This is a genomic window from Pseudoselenomonas caprae (assembly GCF_008271345.1).
In the GTDB taxonomy this organism is placed as follows: domain Bacteria; phylum Bacillota; class Negativicutes; order Selenomonadales; family Selenomonadaceae; genus Selenomonas_A; species Selenomonas_A caprae.
This window is the reverse complement of record NZ_VTOZ01000007.1, coordinates 100247-117661: the sequence shown is the minus strand read 5'-3', so window position 1 is coordinate 117661 and position 17415 is coordinate 100247. Positions and strand designations below refer to the sequence as shown.

General features: G+C 53.0%; 18 protein-coding genes. 14 read left to right on the top strand and 4 right to left on the bottom strand.

Annotated elements, in window-relative coordinates; all coding sequences use genetic code 11:
* Window positions 1-40 precede the first annotated feature (40 nt).
* Window positions 41-538, bottom strand: a complete 498-nt coding sequence (locus tag FZ041_RS05035) for a nitroreductase family protein (protein WP_075428137.1) — start codon at window positions 536-538, stop codon at window positions 41-43.
* A gap of 29 nt (window positions 539-567) precedes the next feature.
* A complete protein-coding gene (locus tag FZ041_RS05030) occupies window positions 568-1122 on the bottom strand; it encodes a glutathione peroxidase (protein WP_149188767.1) in 555 nt (184 codons plus the stop codon).
* A gap of 331 nt (window positions 1123-1453) precedes the next feature.
* Here FZ041_RS05030 and FZ041_RS05025 point away from each other — a divergent pair, with 331 nt between their 5' ends.
* Window positions 1454-2134 carry an MgtC/SapB family protein gene (locus FZ041_RS05025; RefSeq protein ID WP_149188766.1) on the top strand — a complete coding sequence of 227 codons (681 nt, stop codon included), beginning with the start codon at window positions 1454-1456 and terminating at the stop codon, window positions 2132-2134.
* 7 nt (window positions 2135-2141) lie between these two features.
* Here the strand turns inward: FZ041_RS05025 and FZ041_RS05020 are convergent, their stop codons facing one another.
* Window positions 2142-2531: a hypothetical protein gene (locus FZ041_RS05020; RefSeq protein WP_149188765.1), complete on the bottom strand. Its 390-nt coding sequence runs from the start codon at window positions 2529-2531 to the stop codon at window positions 2142-2144.
* Between the two features lie 47 nt (window positions 2532-2578).
* Window positions 2579-3466, bottom strand: coding sequence for a LysR family transcriptional regulator (locus tag FZ041_RS05015; protein WP_149188764.1), 888 nt, complete (start codon window positions 3464-3466; stop codon window positions 2579-2581).
* A 144-nt stretch (window positions 3467-3610) separates the two neighbouring features.
* On the opposite strand from FZ041_RS05015, the gene FZ041_RS05010 reads away from it, so the two are divergent.
* The 13 genes from FZ041_RS05010 (at window position 3611) to FZ041_RS04950 (ending at window position 17374) form a co-directional block, all read left to right on the top strand.
* Window positions 3611-4654, top strand: coding sequence for a YeiH family protein (locus tag FZ041_RS05010; protein ID WP_149188763.1), 1044 nt, complete (start codon window positions 3611-3613; stop codon window positions 4652-4654).
* A gap of 154 nt (window positions 4655-4808) precedes the next feature.
* The gene (locus tag FZ041_RS05005) at window positions 4809-7232 is read left to right on the top strand and encodes a hybrid sensor histidine kinase/response regulator (RefSeq protein WP_255449250.1); all 2424 of its coding nucleotides are present in this window, start codon (window positions 4809-4811) and stop codon (window positions 7230-7232) included.
* Complete coding sequence (locus FZ041_RS05000; protein ID WP_369407311.1) at window positions 7141-8247, top strand: Rossmann-like and DUF2520 domain-containing protein; 1107 nt, start codon at window positions 7141-7143, stop codon at window positions 8245-8247. The genes FZ041_RS05005 and FZ041_RS05000 overlap by 92 nt, the downstream gene beginning before the upstream one ends.
* 5 nt (window positions 8248-8252) lie before the next feature.
* The gene (gene panB / locus FZ041_RS04995; protein ID WP_149188761.1) at window positions 8253-9080 is read left to right on the top strand and encodes a 3-methyl-2-oxobutanoate hydroxymethyltransferase; all 828 of its coding nucleotides are present in this window, start codon (window positions 8253-8255) and stop codon (window positions 9078-9080) included.
* Window positions 9081-9194: 114 nt separating this feature from the next.
* Window positions 9195-10541: an MATE family efflux transporter gene (locus FZ041_RS04990; protein ID WP_149188760.1), complete on the top strand. Its 1347-nt coding sequence runs from the start codon at window positions 9195-9197 to the stop codon at window positions 10539-10541.
* 13 nt (window positions 10542-10554) lie between these two features.
* The gene (locus tag FZ041_RS04985) at window positions 10555-10968 is read left to right on the top strand and encodes a peptide deformylase (RefSeq protein WP_075428128.1); all 414 of its coding nucleotides are present in this window, start codon (window positions 10555-10557) and stop codon (window positions 10966-10968) included.
* A 26-nt stretch (window positions 10969-10994) separates the two neighbouring features.
* Entirely contained in the window at window positions 10995-11678 is a 684-nt protein-coding gene (gene queC, locus FZ041_RS04980) for a 7-cyano-7-deazaguanine synthase QueC (protein WP_149188759.1), read from the top strand.
* A gap of 137 nt (window positions 11679-11815) precedes the next feature.
* Window positions 11816-12760: a sugar kinase gene (locus FZ041_RS04975; RefSeq protein WP_149188758.1), complete on the top strand. Its 945-nt coding sequence runs from the start codon at window positions 11816-11818 to the stop codon at window positions 12758-12760.
* Window positions 12761-12776: 16 nt separating this feature from the next.
* Window positions 12777-13463, top strand: a complete 687-nt coding sequence (locus FZ041_RS04970; protein WP_173433158.1) for a bifunctional 2-keto-4-hydroxyglutarate aldolase/2-keto-3-deoxy-6-phosphogluconate aldolase — start codon at window positions 12777-12779, stop codon at window positions 13461-13463.
* 174 nt (window positions 13464-13637) lie between these two features.
* Window positions 13638-14483: an amidohydrolase family protein gene (locus FZ041_RS04965; protein WP_177207203.1), complete on the top strand. Its 846-nt coding sequence runs from the start codon at window positions 13638-13640 to the stop codon at window positions 14481-14483.
* Between the two features lie 27 nt (window positions 14484-14510).
* A complete protein-coding gene (locus FZ041_RS04960) occupies window positions 14511-15503 on the top strand; it encodes an aldo/keto reductase (RefSeq protein WP_187626314.1) in 993 nt (330 codons plus the stop codon).
* Between the two features lie 47 nt (window positions 15504-15550).
* Entirely contained in the window at window positions 15551-16900 is a 1350-nt protein-coding gene (gene fucP, locus FZ041_RS04955) for an L-fucose:H+ symporter permease (RefSeq protein ID WP_149188756.1), read from the top strand.
* 24 nt (window positions 16901-16924) lie between these two features.
* A complete protein-coding gene (locus FZ041_RS04950; protein ID WP_149188771.1) occupies window positions 16925-17374 on the top strand; it encodes an RbsD/FucU family protein in 450 nt (149 codons plus the stop codon).
* Window positions 17375-17415: the final 41 nt, after the last annotated feature.

Here is a 17415-nt window from a genome sequence, read left to right as displayed (position 1 = left end):
CGTTCTTTCTTTTGGGGGGATGCAGTGCTGCGTGGAAGCCTCAGCGTATCCAGTGGATACGGCCTTCCTCGAAGCGGTCTGGCTGGGTTCTCTTCTCGGCGGGGTAGCCGAAGGGGATGATGGTGAAGGCGGCAAGCTCGGCGGGAGAACCGATGATTTTTTCCACGGCCTCCATGCGCTCGGGGACGGGCGCCACACCCAGCATGACGCCGCCGAGCCCCTGGGCCTCGATTTCGAGCAGGATATTTTCGGCTGCGATCGCACAGTCGATCTGCGCCATGGGCGGGAAGATGATGCCTTCTTTTTTGTAGCAGATCACGATAGCAGCCGGTGCTTTTGCCGCAGGGGTTGCATAAGGGCTGATGGTGCTCAGCTGCAGCAGGGTATCGGGGTTCGTGATGACATAGAATTCCCACGGCTGCTGGTTGGCGGCGCTGGGGGCAGCAAAGGCTGCCTGCAGGATGCGCGTGATCTTTTCTGGCTCTACGGGCTGGCTATCAAAGCGGCGGATACTGGTTCGGGTAAAAATCGGATTCATGATGTGTAAGACCTCCATATTGTGCGAGATTAAGTCTGGCTGTTCAGGCAAGCTACCAGACGTGTTTCTAATTTCTTCATCGATGTGGTGGGCTCAAACCGATCGACCACGTTTCCTTGACGGTCGACAAGGAATTTGGTGAAGTTCCATTTGATGTCTGGCTTTTCGTTATAATGCCAATCCATCTTGCGCAGCAGGACACTCATTGCCATCGCTTTGGGACCGGTGCCGAACCCCTTGAAACGCTGTTTGGCCTTCAGATAGGTGTATAGGGGGAGTTCGTGCTCGCCGTTCACATCTGCTTTCTTCATGCGCAGGAACGATGTGTTGTAGTTGAGCGTGCAGAAAGTCTCGATGTCAGCATCATCTTCCGGTGCTTGCTCGAGGAATTGATTGCAGGGGATATCGATGATCTCGAGCCCTTGTGCGTTGTATTGACGATAAAGCCGTTCAAGCTCTTTATACTGTGGCGTGAAACCGCAGTGCGTAGCTGTGTTGACAAGAAGAAGTACCTTGCCCCGAAATTCACTCAGGGAGATTTGGCGGCCGTGATTATCTTCCAGTTCAAAATCATAAAAAGTCATAAGTTCTACCTCCTCTGCTATCCATTATAATGCCAAACTATATTTTGTCAAACTTGATTTACATAAATATGATTTGACCGATACGCGGAAACTTGGTAAAATAGATGTACTGAAAACGAAATGACGGAGAGATGGAAATAAAAAAAATGAAATGTCCCGCTGAGGCTTTGAAATTGAAAGAGCAGCTCTATCGCATCATAGACGTACTGGAAAAATGATGACCACCCAAAATCGCATAGCGTAGCGGGAAACTGACCAATAAAATTGGAGGTCCCAGACAAAGTTGTCAAACTCTGTCTGGGACCCGTTTGTTTTTATGGAGGTGAGCAGGATGATTCCTGAATATGAGATACTTTTCCGGCTGGCACTAGCTGCCGTCCTCGGCGGATTCGTCGGTTATGAAAGACAATCCCGCCGCAAGTCTGCTGGCTTGCGCACGAATTTGATCGTGGCCATGGGGGCCTGCCTGATGATGATATTGTCGCTGGCCATGTATTGGAGCATGGAGGACAAGAGCAATGGCGATCCTGCGCGAATCGCGGCACAGGTTGTCAGCGGCATGGGCTTTTTAGGTGCAGGCGCCATCATGAAGGAAGGTCTGACCGTTACGGGCCTTACGACGGCTGCCTGCTTGTGGATTGTGGCTGGCATCGGCCTGGCCGTCGGCGCAGGTCTCTATATCGAGGCGCTGTTCACAACGGTATTTGTCTTTGTGGCCTTGAATTTCCTGACACATATCGATGACTTCTTTGATCATAAGAAAAAGATGTCACTGGAAATCTGTCTGGTCAATCAGCCCAGTGAACTCAAACGCATCCATCGGCAAATGGAACAACACAATCTGAAAATCGGCCGTTTCAGCGTCCAGGAAAGCGGCGATGGCAGCGATTCGTCGAGCTATTATCTGGTGCTCAAGATGGACTTGCTGTTTGACAGTGAAAACGCTGTGGCAAGCATCATCGACTATCTGAATTCCTTGGATACTGTGCTTTGGGTGGAGAAACGGAGCTAGTCTTGTTTTAGATGTGAAAAAAATTCATGCAGCGCAGCGTTAATGTTTTGGCGTCGCCGTCTTTATGGGTGACGAGGTATTTGAGGGTGTAGGCGTAGAAGAATGAGGTGATGGGGACGAAGCGATGGCCTTTGTGGAAGTTGCCCCAGGTCAGGAGTTTCTGGTAGATGCTGCGGATGTCCGCTTCGGTTACCTGGTGTTTCTTCATGATGCGGCGCAGCTTGTAGTCCTGCTGGCAGTAGTGGTAGATTTCCGTAATGAGCGCGGGGTTCTGCAGGTCGTCGCGGTAGGCCTGGATCAGGCGGTAGGATTCTGCGGAGCGCCGCAGGGAGTGGCGCATTTCGGCTGCGAACAGCAGGCTGATGATGATAAGCAGGATAAGGATGATGATGGACATAGATAGCACCTCGGTTTTGTCGCTAGAGTTTCAAGGGGAGGGGAGATTCAAGGGGCATGGCTGAGTTCTTCACAGATCTGCTGGTATTCTGCCGTATAGATGCTGTCCTTTTCCCAGATGAAGGTGAAGTCATGTTCCATGGAAAAGTTCTTGAGCGGGATTTCCCGCAGGCGGCCACTGGCTAATTCTGCCTGCACGGCGCGGCGGTAGAGAAAGGAAATGCCGCAGTCATGGGTGAGCAGGCCGATGATGGTGTGCATGTTTTCGACTTCCATGTTGTGGATGAAGTCTGTGGTCTTGAGGCCATGCAGGGCCAGATTGCGCTCGAGGATTTCCCGTGTGCCGGAGCCCTTCTCCCGCAGCAGCAGGCGCTCCCCGAGCAGATCGTGGAAGGTGGCGGGCTCGCCGGAGGGGAAAACGTGGCTGCTGGCACAGACGCCGATATAGGGCTCGGTGCTGTAAGGGCGGCAGAAGTAGTCCTGGGGCGGGAAGTAGCCCTCGACCAGGGCCATCTGGATGCGGCCGGCAGTCAGCTGGGCCAGAAGCTCCTGGGTGTTGCCGAAGCGCAGCCGGATGTTGATGCCAGGATGCGCCAGCTGATAGGCGGCCAGCGGCGATATGATGGCATACTCGCCAACGGTCATCGTGACGCCGAGCGACAGTGTGCGGATGCCGGATTGGCTGCTGAGGAGCTCAGCGGAGAGAGCGACCTCGTCGTTCTCCATGGTCTTGCAGCGCTCGTAGAGTATCCTGCCAGCGGCAGTGAGCTCGAGTTTTTTGTTCGCATAGCGGAAGGCCTTGATTTGATAATAGTCTTCCAAAAAGCGGATGTGCTGTGAGACGGCGGGCTGAGTGATATTTAGGAGCTTGGCGGCCTGTGTGTAGTTCATGGTCTGGCAGACGCAAAGAAATGTCTTGATGCGGAAATCGAGCAATGGCCTCCTCCTTTCTGTGGGGATGTGCAGGTATCGATAAGATTATGTTATAGGTACATCATAACATATAATTTTACATTTTTGAGAAATCTTTTTATAATACAGGACATCAGCTGAAATCAAAGGCCTGTTTTGAGGTGTATCATGACATTCTTGCAAAATAATTCACTCGGTATCATAATCTGTTTTCTCATTGCACTGCCAGCCTGGCTGCTGGGACAGCATTTCCCCGTGGTGGGCGGTGCTGTCCTTGCCATTCTGGCCGGCATGCTTATTGCTGCGGTCTGGAAGGACCATGGCCGCGCCCAAGGGGGCATCAGCTGGACGTCCAAGGTGGTGCTGCAGTCGGCGGTGGTGCTGCTGGGCTTTGGGATGAACCTCGGCGTCATCATCCAGACGGGGCTGTTTTCGCTGCCGATTATCGTAAGCACCATCACGACTTCCCTGGTGGTGGCCTGGGTGCTCATGCGCCTGTTACGGATTTCGCGCAACACGGCCGCGCTGATCGGTGTCGGCTCCTCCATTTGCGGTGGCTCGGCAATCGCTGCGGCGGCGCCTGTCGTCAAGGCGGACAGCAACGAGGTAGCGCAGTCGGTCGCCGTCATCTTTTTGTTCAATGCGCTGGCCGCGCTGCTGTTTCCAATCCTTGGCCATCTGCTGGGCTTTGACACGACGGCTGGCGAAGCCTTTGGCATCTTTGCGGGGACGGCCATCAACGATACTTCGTCCGTAACGGCTGCGGCGGCCACTTGGGACAGCATGTGGGGGCTTGGCACGCAGACGCTCGATGAGGCCGTGACCGTCAAGCTGACGCGGGCCCTGGCCATCATTCCCGTGACCATGCTGCTGGCATTCGTCGTTGCGCGCAAAGAGGCGGCAAAGGCGCAGGGCGGCTCGCTGGCTACGTTCAGCTTCTGGCGGGTGCTTCCCAAGTTTATCCTGTATTTTTTGCTGGCGGCAGTATTTACGACAGTCTGCTTGCAGCTTGGGGTAAGCGGCGAAGTCTTTGCACCGCTCAAGGAGCTGGCGAAATTCCTCATCGTCATGGCAATGGCGGCCATCGGCCTCAATAGCGATATCGTAAAACTTGCCCGCTCGGGCGGCAAGCCCATCCTGCTCGGCGCCTGCTGCTGGGCAGCCATCACGCTCGTGAGCCTTATCATGCAGCATTTCCTGGGCATCTGGTAAATCGCAAAACAAAGAAATTTTGACTGGTCAAATGACCAGTCAATTTTTTTTGTCATGGAAGTGACAATGCAGCCGTATAAGACAGGATTTTTGCCAGCAGCCACGAATACTATAGGAAAACAAGGGGAAATGGCATAGCAAAGAGAGGCTTATCATGAATTGGCTCGAGGATTGCAAAGAGGCGCTGACCGCAATGGCAGAGCTATATGTGTTCGTACAGATTATCGATTTCAAAGCGGATAAGATTTATTCCATAAAGGCGAATCGCGAGGTGGATGCCGTCCTGCAGGCGGACATGCCGCTGCAGGATAGGCTGGCGCGTTTGATGGCTAAGGCGACCGTGCGCGGGCAGCATCAGCCGGTGGAAAGTTTCATCGATTTGCAGACATTGCCGCAGCGCATGTGCGGCAACAAGCGGCTGTCACTGTCTTGCTATTGCGCGGAACACGGCTGGGGACGCGGGGATTTTATCCGCATGGGCGATGCAGATCCCCTCACGCGGGTGATTTTCGCGCTGGAGGACATCAACAGCCAAAAGGAGCATGAAGGGCTGATGCAGCAGACGGTGGATCTTTTGGCGGAAAGCTACAGTGCCATCTACTATGCCAACCTTTTGGATCAGTCGGTGCAGCCTGTCCGCATGAACGAGGTCGCGCAGTGGGTGGTGAGCCGTCAGAAGGAGAAGCTGTCGCCGCGCTCCTTGATGAAGACGTATATCGATTCTTTTATCCATCCCGACGATGCCGCCGATATGATGCGGCTTATCGATCTTGACTATCTGCAGGAACGGCTCAAAACCGAACCGTGCATCTTCCACGTATATCGCACGCATACGCAGGGGGTGGATACGTATTATCGCATGAAAATCATGAAGCTGGCCGAGCGGCAGATCCTTGTCTGCGCGTTTGAGAATATCGACCAGGAAGTCAAGGGGAAAATCAAGCTGGCGCAGGAACAGGAACGCTACAATATGCTGATCAACGGCCTGTCGCGTGAGTACAGCTCGGTATGGTATATCGATGCGGCGCTCGATACCGTGTCGCTGGTGCGCAGCAATGCCAACTCCCAGACCACGAAGGCGGTCCTCGCAAGCGTCAAGGATGTCAGCTATGAAAAGGTCATCCGCGCATATATCGATACGTTTGTCGTGCCTGAAGACCGCGAGCGGTTGTACCAGCAGACCAGCATCGCGGAGCTTTTGCGGCAGATTCCTGACGATGATGTCTACCGCATCGATTATGCGCGGCAGAACCTTGATGGGCAGCAGTGCCACTTCCAGGCCTGCTATGCGCGCGATATAAATGCCACGGGAAGCCAGTGCTTCATCGCGGGCTTCCGTGATGTGCAGTCGATGTTCATGGCCGAGCAGCGCAAGCAGAAGGAACTGGCCGAGGCGCGCCGCGTCGCTGAGGCCGCCAATGCTTCGAAGACGAACTTCCTCTTCAATATGAGCCATGATATCCGCACGCCGATGAATGCTATCATGGGCTTTCGCGACCTGCTCGAGAAATATCAGGACGATCCTGCGCGCCGCAAGCGCTATCTGGATAAAATCAAGGGCGCGAGCAAGGTCTTGCTGTCCATCATCAACAATGTGCTGGAGATGGCGCGCATCGAAAAGGGCAAGCTGGCCTTGGAGGAGGCGGCCTATAATGTCCATGAATTCGCGGCGAGCCTCTATGTGGTCCTTGAGGATATGATGCAGGCCCGGAAGATTACGGTCACGTATGAGCTTAAAGTCGAACATTCTTGTTTGTATGGCGATACGACGAAGTTGCGGGAGATATATCTAAATATCCTCTCCAATGCCTGCAAATATACGGAGCCGGGCGGCAGGGTCACGGTGGTCTGTGAAGAACTGCCGGCGGCAAAGCCCGGCTGGGGCCTCTTCCGTTCGACGATTACCGATACGGGCATCGGTATGGCGGCGGATTTCCTGCCGCATGTGTTTGACGAGTTTTCGCGTGAGAACAACACGACGAGCACCAAGATCGAGGGCACAGGCCTTGGCATGTCCATCGTAAAGCGGCTCGTGGCCTTGATGGATGGCACCATCGAAATGCAGAGCGAGAAGGGCGTGGGCACGACCTGCATCGTCAGCATCCCGCATCGCTTTGCTGCGGCCGCCGAAATATCCGGCGAGCAGATACCGGCCGCGGCGGTCAGCTCACTTAAAGGCGTGCGCATCCTGCTGGCCGAGGATAATGAAATCAATGCGGAAATCACGATGACCATTCTGCAGGAAGCGGGAATCCTCATCGAGCATGCTGTGGATGGCAGGATTTGCGTGGATATGCTGCGGGAGGCGCCGGACGCTTATTATGACTTGATACTCATGGATGTCCAGATGCCAAATCTCAATGGCTATGAGGCGGCGCGGCAAATCCGCGCGCTGCCCGATGCGGCCAAGGCCGGCATTCCCATCCTGGCCATGACGGCCAATGCCTTTGAAGAGGATCGGCAGGAGGCACTCAAAGCCGGCATGAATGGCCATCTGGCCAAGCCCATCGAGACGAAGTTCCTGCTGCAGACGCTGGCGGATCTCTTTCACGCGGAGTCTTCAATCGGCGGGGTCTGAGCTGCTGTCCGATTTGACAGACGGCAAGGCTTGTGATAGCCTAAAAAAGATGGACGGTATTCCGCATAGGAAACTGTACTGCAAGCCTTGGATTTGCGCCTGGGAACGGCGCAGTGCATCACCGAAAGAGGTGATGAGTATGAAGATTGGTTTTATCGGAGCCGGCAAGGTCGGCTTTTCGTTAGGGAAGTATTTCCACGAGCAGGGATTTGCGCTCGCAGGCTATTACAGCCGGACGTTTCAGTCTGCCGCGGAGGCAGCAGCATTTACGGCATCAGACGCTTACGAGGATCGAAGCGAGCTGGTCAAAGCTAGTGATGTGCTGTTCCTGACTGTTCCCGATGGGGCCATAGCCGCAGCCTATGCGGCAGTGTGCCAACAGCCAATCCAAGGAAAGATCATTTGTCATTGCAGCGGGGCGCTGACGGCTGCGTCAGCCTTTCCCGATATCGAGCAGCGCGGAGCCGCAGGTTTCGCCGTTCATCCGCTGGTTGCGGTCAGCAGTCGCAAGACTTCTTACCGTGAGCTGGCGGATGTTTTTTTTACGCTTGAGGGAACGGCGGCCAGATTTGCAGAGATGCAGGCATGGCTTATGCGTGCCGGCCTGCATGTGCAGCCAATCGCTGCGGCGGCCAAGGCTAAGTACCACTGTGCGGCCGCGATTGCGAGCAATCAGGTGGCAGCGCTCTTTGCGCAAAGCCAGCAGCTGCTCGAAGACTGCGGCTTTACGCCTGAGAATGCGCGGGCGGCACTTGGCCCGTTGTTTCTCGGCAATGCGCGCCATGTGGCTGAAGCTGGCCCGGTGGCGGCACTTACCGGTCCCGTGGAGCGCGCTGACCTGGGCACGGTGAAAAAGCATTTAAAAACGCTGCCGGATGATGATGACAGATTGCTGTACCTGCTGCTGTCGGCGCGCTTGCTGCGCATCGCGAGGCAGAAGCATCCTGCGCGTGATTACCAGTCCATCCAGACGTTTATCGATGCGGAGACCGCAAGGCTCCGACAGAAAGGATGATTCCAATGAAGAACACCGTAGCAACTTTTGCCAAGATGAAGGCGCAGGGCGAGAAAATCTCGATGCTGACCTGTTACGATTATTCGACGGCCAAGCTCGAGGAGGCGGCGGGCATCAATGCCGTGCTGGTCGGCGATTCGCTCGGCAATGTCATGCTCGGGCTTCCCGATACGCTCTCGGTCACGATGGAGGATATGATTACCTTTGGCCGTGCCGTAGCGCGCGGCTGCCATGATACGATGGTCGTCATCGACATGCCGTTCATGTCGTATCAGGTCTCGATCGAGCAGGCCGTGATGAATGCAGGCCGCCTGATGAAGGAAGGCCGTGGCAATGCCGTAAAGCTTGAGGGCGGCGCCACAGTCTGCCCGCAGATCAAGGCTATCACGTCGGCGGGCATCCCGGTCATGGCCCATCTGGGCATGACGCCGCAGTCGGTCAATGCGTTTGGCGGCAACCGCGTGCAGGGCAAGAGCGAGGAGGCTGCCCGGCAGATGATTGAAGATGCATTGGCCGTACAGGCAGCTGGTGCCTTTGCCGTGGTGCTCGAATGCGTGCCGGCAAAGCTGGCGGCATTGATTACCGCAAAACTTGATATTCCGACGATCGGCATTGGCGCTGGCGAGGGCTGCGACGGCCAGATTCTCGTCTATCAGGATATGCTGGGCCTGTTCAGCGACTACACGCCGAAGTTCGTCAAGCATTTTGCCGAGCTCGGCGAGAAGATGCAGGCCGCGTTCAAGGCCTATGATGAAGAGGTCAAGGCGGGGACATTCCCCGATGCGGCCCACTCGTTCAAGATTGACGATGATGTCATGGAGCGCTTGTATTGACAGCAAGGCGCATGGCGTGAAGGTACCGCCCGCCAGGGGTTGCCCCTGGCGGGCTTTTGTTGTCCTATTGACTATTCGGCGGGGGCAGTGTTTAATATAGCAGGGGGGATTTATTTGGAAAAGAATCTTACGACCGGCAGTGTCCTGCGGAATATTTTCCTTTTTGCACTGCCGTTTTTCTTTTCATACTTCCTGCAGACGCTCTATGGCATGGCGGATCTGTTCATCATCGGCCAGTTCGAGGGAGCGGCCAGCATCACGGCCGTGGCCGTCGGCAGCCAGGTCATGCATATGCTCACGGTCATGATCGTGGGGCTGGCGATGGGCACGACGGTCTGCATTGCGCAGGCTGTCGGTGCGCGCGACGGGGCGCGCCGTGCGGCAGTCATCGGCAATACGGTCGTCTTGTTCTTGTGCGTGTCGGTGCTGCTGGCGGCAGGCTGCCTGCTGCTGACCGATCAGATCGCGGCGTGGATGAAGACGCCTGCGGCGGCCGTAGCCGATACGGAAGCATACCTGGGGGTGTGCTTCCTGGGCATACCACTGATCACGGCCTACAATATCATCAGCGCGGTTTTCCGCGGGCTTGGGGATTCGCGCCGCCCGCTGTATTTCGTGTCCATAGCCTGCGGTGCCAATATCGTGCTCGACTATCTGTTCATGGGGCCGCTGCATCTGGGGCCTGTGGGCGCGGCCCTGGGCACGACGCTTTCCCAGGCCGTCAGCGTGGTGGTGGCCCTTATCTATATGCGCCGCACCCGGGCCGTGGAAATTGACCGGTCCGCCTGGCGGCCTGAATGGCAGGTCCTTGGCAGCATCCTGCGCATCGGCGTGCCCGTAGCCTTGCAGGATGGCTTTATCCAGATTTCGTTCCTCGTTATCACGGTCATCGCCAATATGCGCGGGCTCACCGATGCGGCGGCAGTCGGCATCGTCGAGAAGTTCATCAGCTTCGTGTTCCTCGTGCCCTCGGCGATGCTGGCGACGGTATCGGCTCTGGGCGCACAGAATATTGGGGCGGGGAAGAGCGCGCGGGCGCGGCAGACCCTCTGGTATGCCCTCGTCATCTGTGCGGTCTTTGGTGTGGCAGTATCTGCGGTCACACAGTTCACGGCCGCGGCGGTCGTCGGCTGGTTCACGCTGGATGCGGCGGTCATCACCGCTGGTGCGGCTTACCTGCAGGGCTATATCTTCGATTGCATTTTTGCCGGCCTGCATTTTGCGTTCAGCGGGTACTTCTGCGCTTGCGGCCGCTCGGAATTTTCGTTCCTGCATAATGTCATCGCCATTGTCACAGCGCGGATACCACTGGCGTATCTCGCCTCGGTCTGGTATCCGGACACCCTGCTGCCGATGGGCCTGGCAACCTGCCTGGGCTCGGTGGTATCGGTGGTCATCTGCGTGGCCGTCTACCGCTGGCTGCAGGCCCGGAGCTTGCGCCTGCATACGGGGCTCTCATAGAAGGAAGGTATATATGGTAAAAGAAATCATACACGATGAATTTTTCTTGCAGCAGAAATCGGCCAAGGCCGTCAAAGAGGATATCGCGGTGGCGCAGGATTTGCTCGACACCCTGGCAGCGCATCGCGAGCACTGCGTGGGACTCGCGGCCAATATGATCGGCGTAGCCAAGTGCATCATTGCCGTGAATACGGGGGCAGGGAATCTTGCGCTGCTCAACCCCGAAATCGTCAAGCATTCGGCCAAAACCTATAAGACGACCGAAGGCTGCCTGTCCCTTTCGGGCGAGCGCGAGACGGAGCGCTATGAGACCATCGAGGTCAAGTACCGCGATATGGCCTTTGCCAAACAGCGGCAGAAGTTTTCGGGCTTTACGGCCCAGATTATCCAGCATGAGATCGATCACTGTCAGGGAATATTGATTTAATCGCAGAAAAGAAGGTAGGATATTTGATGAAAGCAATGGTACTAAGCAGCGGCGGCGTGGATTCGACGACGGCATTGGGGCTGGCCATCAAGAAATATGGCCGCGAAAATGTCATCGCCCTGTCGCTGTCCTATGGGCAGAAACACGAAAAGGAAATCGAGGCGGCCAAGAAGGTGGCCGCGCATTATGGCATCGAGCAGCTGTTTTTGGACCTCAGCAAGATTTTCCAGTACAGCAACTGCTCGCTCTTGAAGCAGTCGGACGAGGAAATCCCCGAGGAAAGCTATGCGGAGCAAATCAAGGAGACGAAAGGCGAGACGCCGGTCAGCACCTATGTGCCGTTCCGCAACGGCCTGTTCCTGTCGACGGCAGCCAGCATCGCGCTGAGCAAAGGCTGCGGCATCATCTACTACGGCGCCCATGCTGACGATGCAGCAGGCTTTGCCTATCCCGACTGCTCGCCGGTATTCAACGAGGCGATGAACAAGGCCATCTGGGAAGGATCGGGCCATCAGCTGAAAATCGAAGCACCGTTCGTGAACATCAACAAGGCCGAAGTCGTGAAGATCGGCCTGGAGCTTGGCGTACCCTATGAGCTGACCTGGTCATGCTACGAAGGCGGCGACAAGCCCTGCGGCAAATGCGGCACCTGCATCGACCGCGCGGCTGCCTTCCGCAAAAACGGCGTTGCCGATCCGGCTATCGGCTAAAGAGATTTATGTTTAGCTAGGGAAATAATCCTGTGTCCACCTCATTGGAAAAAATCTGATGGGGTGGACTTTTTTTTATAAGTTGGCATGGTTTTTGCACTCTATTAGCTTGAAAACCAAAAAAGGAGTTGATAGAAGTGTATGAAGTTTTGACGATGGGAGAACCGATGGGGTTATTGGCTGCTGAAGAGGAAAAACAGCTCAAGGATGTGTCGCGATTTACGCGATATATCTGCGGAGCTGAGGTGAATTTTTGCATTGGCCTGGCTCGTCTTGGCCATATCCCCGCCTACGTATCGCGTATTGGCAAGGATCCTTTTGGCCAGCACATTCGCGAGTATCTGGGGGATAGTGGCATTGCCGAAGATTATCTTTGGACCGATGACACGTATCTGACGGGAATGCAGTTGAAGGCGAAGAATGCCAAAGGTGATCCCGAGGTTATCAACTATCGGCATGATACCGCATTTGCGCATTTTAAGCCGGAAGATTTAGCGAAAATCAATTGGGACGGGGTACGTCATGTGCATCTGACAGGAATTCCTGCAGCGCTGTCGATGAATTGCCTTACGGCAACGGAGCTGTTGATGGGGATGGCCCATGCAAGAAATGTGCGGATTTCGTTCGATCCGAATTTGCGGCCGGCATTATGGCCGGATAAAGCTGAGATGGTGACCATCATCAATTCGTTGGCACAAAATGCCGATATAGTCCTGCCAGGGATAAACGAAGGCGATATCCTTACGGGGTCGCGTCAGCCAGAAAAGATTGCCGATTTCTATCTTGAACGAGGCGTCAAGACTGTCGTAGTGAAACTAGGGGCAGAAGGCGCTTATGTGAAGACAGCCCATGAGAAAGGTTTTGTCGTACCTGGTTATCCTGTCAAGAAAGTCGTTGATACGGTCGGAGCAGGCGATGGCTTTGCCGTTGGCGTCGTGAGCGCACTGCTGGAGGATGAGCCGCTTTTTGATGCGGTGCAGCGTGGGGCCGCAATTGGAGCACTGGCGGTTATGTCAGCTGGAGATAACGAAGGCCTTCCTGATCGGAAAACCTTGACAGAGTATATGCGAAAATTACATTGAGAAAAGAGGCTGGATCATGGATAGATATGATAAAATTGAAACGATGCAGAAAATTAGCAATCAGGGGATAATAGCAGTTGTGCGCGGACAAACGCTCGAAGAAGGGCTTAAGATAGCTGATGCCTGTATTGCTGGAGGTGTAAAGGTGATTGAAATGACGTTTACGACTCCCTTGGCGCACGAGGCAATAGCTAAGCTTCAAAGAAAATATCAAAAAGATGAAGAGGTCATCATTGGTGCGGGAACCGTTCTTGAGGCAACCACGGCACGGCTGGCTATATTAGCAGGTGCAAGATTCATTGTGTCACCTGCGTTTGATGAAGAAACGATCCGTTTGTGCAATCTTTACCGGGTGGTATCTTGTCCGGGTGTAATGACACCTGGAGAGGCTGCGAAGGCATTAGCGGCAGGCGCTGATATTATAAAGATTTTTCCTGGCGATATCGTCGGGCCCAAAATCATCAAGGATATTCATGGACCCTTGCCACAGGCAATGCTTATGCCTTCGGGTGGTGTAGCCGTCGATAATGTTGCCGATTGGTTGAGAGCTGGCTGTGTAGCTGTATCTGCTGGTGGAAGTCTTACTAAAACTGCTAAAAGCGGCGATTATGCTGGTGTTACAGCCATGGCCCAGAAATTTATCGAGGCTGTTCGTAGGGCGAAAAATGAGCTGCACAAACAATTTCATATTCGAACAGCATGAAATACAAACATGAAATATAAATGTCAGAGCTAAAGAAATAATATAAAAAGCGAGACAATACGCTGTAAAATCACGGGGAAATAAAAGAATTTAAAGTTGGCATGCTATATGCATTTAGTAATGGATGTAAGACGAAAAAAGTCGAGATGTCAATGGCAGAGGAGGGGTTGGATATTGCAGGAAATTATCGATACACATAATCATCTTTGGCAATACGAAGACAACGATTTTTTTTCCTGGATTCAGGAAGGCATGGATGTTTTACGGCAGGATTTCTCAATCAATCAGTTAGAACAAACCTTGCAGGCAAATGGCGTGGCTGGGTCATTACTGGTGCATGCTGTAGCAAGGCTTGATGAGTCAAAGGTTTTGCTGGCTTTGGCCGAGAAACATAATATGGTTCGCGGTGTGGTAGGCTGGTGTGATATCGTTGCAGGTGCGGAAACGGTAAAGGCACAGATACAGGAACTCCGTGCTTGTGGCAACAAGCTCAAGGGAATCCGCTATCTTTCGCAAGGTCTTCCCCCAGAGCACTTGCTGAGCGATTCGTTTGTGGAAGGCGTGCGTGAGGTCGGACGGGCAGGGCTGGTTTATGAACTGCTTGTTACAACAGAGCAGCTTGACGCAGCGGCAGAGCTTGTAAAGCAAGCGGAAGAGACAAATTTCATCTTGGAGCATATTGCAAAACCTCCCATCAAAGCACGGGAAATACATCCTTGGGCCGAGAAAATAAACGGCTTAGCAGCTTCACCACGTGTGGCTTGCAAGATTTCCGGAATGGTTACCGAGGCCGATTGGCAGCAATGGAAACCTGCAGATTTTGTGCCATATCTGGATACCGTTTATGAAGCGTTTGGGCAGGAACGACTGATCTTTGGCTCGGATTGGCCGATGCTACTAGTGGCAACTGATTATGGTGGGGTCAAGGGAATTATCACAGCTTGGGTAGCAACACATAAAGAAATTGATTCAGATAAGATATTTGCTGGCAATGCCCGCCGGATTTATCATCTGGATTGACTGAATGAAATAGGAGGAATGTGTATTATGATTACGATGAACAAAATCAAGCGCGTAGATCTGAAGGTGCCTTCATTGATTTTGGGGTGCTCAGGTATGGCGAATATGTATCATCGGATGACGAATGCCGAGGCAATCGGGATTGCGGAAGGTGCCATTGAGCTTGGCTATCGCGGCTTTGATGTTGCTCCGCATTACGGGGCAAGTTTGGCGGAAATCCGCCTGGGACTGGCATTGCGTAACTTAGAGCGCGATGACTTCGTCCTTTCGACGAAGGTAGGACGGCTGCTGTATCCGCGGCAAGAAGAGGGCTTACAGAATGGCAATGAATTTTATGATGAGAATCCGATGAATCGAGTCTTCGATTATTCTTATGATGGTATCATGCGTTCGTATGAAGATTCGATTCGACGCTTGGGCACGCGCCGGATTGATATCCTGTATGTTCATGACATTGGTACCTATGCCCATGGCAAGACTCCGGAGGAGCGTCAGCATTTCAAGACACTTTGTGATTCAGGCTTCAAAGCGCTCGAAGAGCTGCGGAAAAACGGGCAGATCAAGGCCTTTGGCATTGGCGCAAATGAAGTGGATATTATGGTTGAAGCCATGGATTATGCGGATATGGATATCATGCTGGTCGCTCAGCGCTATAATCTTTTGGAGACACATCATGAAGAATTCTTCCAGAAATGTGAGCAGCGTAATGTATCGGTAGCGGTAGCGGCACCGTATGCATCGGGGGTCCTGGTGAAGAAAAGCATTACCGAGGGTCATTACGAATATGGCAGTGTGCCGAAGGAAATCTTCGATCGTGTCATGGAAATCCGCAAGGTTTGCGATGAATATGATATTCCTATCGGTGCAGCCGCCTTGCAGTATCCGCTGCGCAATAAAAATGTAGTGGCGGTTGTCTGCGGAGCTACTTCGCAAAAACAAGCAGCGAGCAATTGGGAATGGGCGCAGACAGATATTCCTGAAGGGGTATGGAAAGCGCTTTCCGATATTGGTATCAACTGACAATGAGCTTTCATGCTTTGCTAGGATGACAAAAGGAGAGATATGATATGTCAAAAAAATGGAATCAGCTTCCCAATGGTTATTTGACGAGTACTCCGTTCTTGCAGTTTGTCCTCATGACGATGCTTTTCCCTCTGTGGAGTGTCGCAAATGCTTTGAATGATGTTTTGATTACACAGTTTAAGTCTATTTTTGAATTGAGCAATTTTGCCAGTGCCTTTGTCCAAAGTGCATTCTTTGGTGGCTATTTTGTCATGGCTATTCCCGCCGCGCTCGTCATGAAGAAGAAATCCTATGTATCGGCTATCCTTTGCGGTTTGGCCTTCTACATTGTCGGTTGTCTGTTGTTCTTCCCAGCATCGCATATGGCAACCTATACGATGTTCCTCGTAGCAATCTTTGCTATTGCCCTTGGCTTGAGTTTTCTGGAAACTTCGGCTAACACCTATGCTACGATGATTGGGCCGGAGAAGACATCGACTTTTCGTATCAATTTAAGTCAGACTTTTACACCGATTGGCAATATTTGCGGTATTCTTCTCGGTAAGTTCTTGATTTTCCAGGAAGGTGAAAGCCTTTCCAGCAAGATGGCTGCTATGTCGCCAGATCAGATTGCTGCCTTCCGTCTCGAAATGCTGCAGCATACGTTAGTTCCCTATAAATATATTGTCCTGATTCTTGTCGCATTGTTCCTCGCCTTTGTATTTATCAAATTCCCGTCCTGTAAACCGCAGGTCAAGGAAACGGCAGAAGCAGTCAAGAATAAAGTCAACCTGCTCTCGATGAAAACGGCAAAATTCATGATGGGAGTGCAGCGTTTCCGCCGCAGCCTGCTCGCTATGTTCCTCTATAATGGCATGCAGGCAGCTGTTTGGTCGTTTACGATCCGCCTGGCACTTTCCTTAGATGGCTCGATGAATGAACGTGTGGCAGCGAATTACATGATTGCCAGCTTTATCGTGTTCTTCCTGGGCCGTGTCGTGGCAAGTACGCTGCTGACGAAGATGTCGGCCAATAAACTTCTGTTCATCTATTCGGTATTGGGCTGCCTCTGTCTGGCTTATGTCGCAGGCGTCAATGATTTCTCGGTCATGTATCCAGTAATTCTGGTCAGTGCTTTCATGGGGCCGGTCTATCCGACAATTTACGATACGGGACTTAAGACTGTACCGGCAGAGTATCGTGAATCAGCAGCTGCTGCGATGGTCATGTCAATTGTCGGTGGTGCTATGATGCCGCCAATCCTGGGGCTGGTAGCCGATGCTACAGGTATCCTTCATGTGGGTTATGTCATTCCATTCCTTTGCTTTGTCGTGATTTCCTGGTTCTTCTACACAGAAATGCATATTGAAAATGAGAAACATGAAACGGAGCTGAAGGAAGTACATCAGCTCTAAGCAGAGAAGGAATAGGTGATTGGCATGTTACTGGGCATTCCCGCAATTTTGCCCCCAGATCTTTTGAAAGTTCTGTGCGAGATGGGGCATGGTGACCGCATCGTTATTGCAGATGGCAATTTTCCTGCGGCATCTGTCGGAAAAGATCATATCGTTATCCATTGTGACGGTCATGGCATTCCGGAAGTCTTGGAGGCAATCCTGAAACTCATGCCGTTGGATCAGTATGAAGAAAAGCCTGTGAGTCTGATGGAGGTCGTTCCAGGCGATCCGGTAAAGACCCCGATATGGGATACGTATAAGGAAATCCTGGCGAAATACGATTTGCGTGGTGCTGAGGGGATTCGCACCGTAGAACGATTCGCCTACTATAAGGAAGCCGCGAAGGCATATGCGATCATCACTACAGGCGAACGCGCACAGTATGCCAATGTCATGTTGCAAAAGGGCTGTGTGTTGGAAGGTAAAAAATAGCAGGTGTTTATAATTCTGTGATTTTCTGGCAAAAGGCAGCA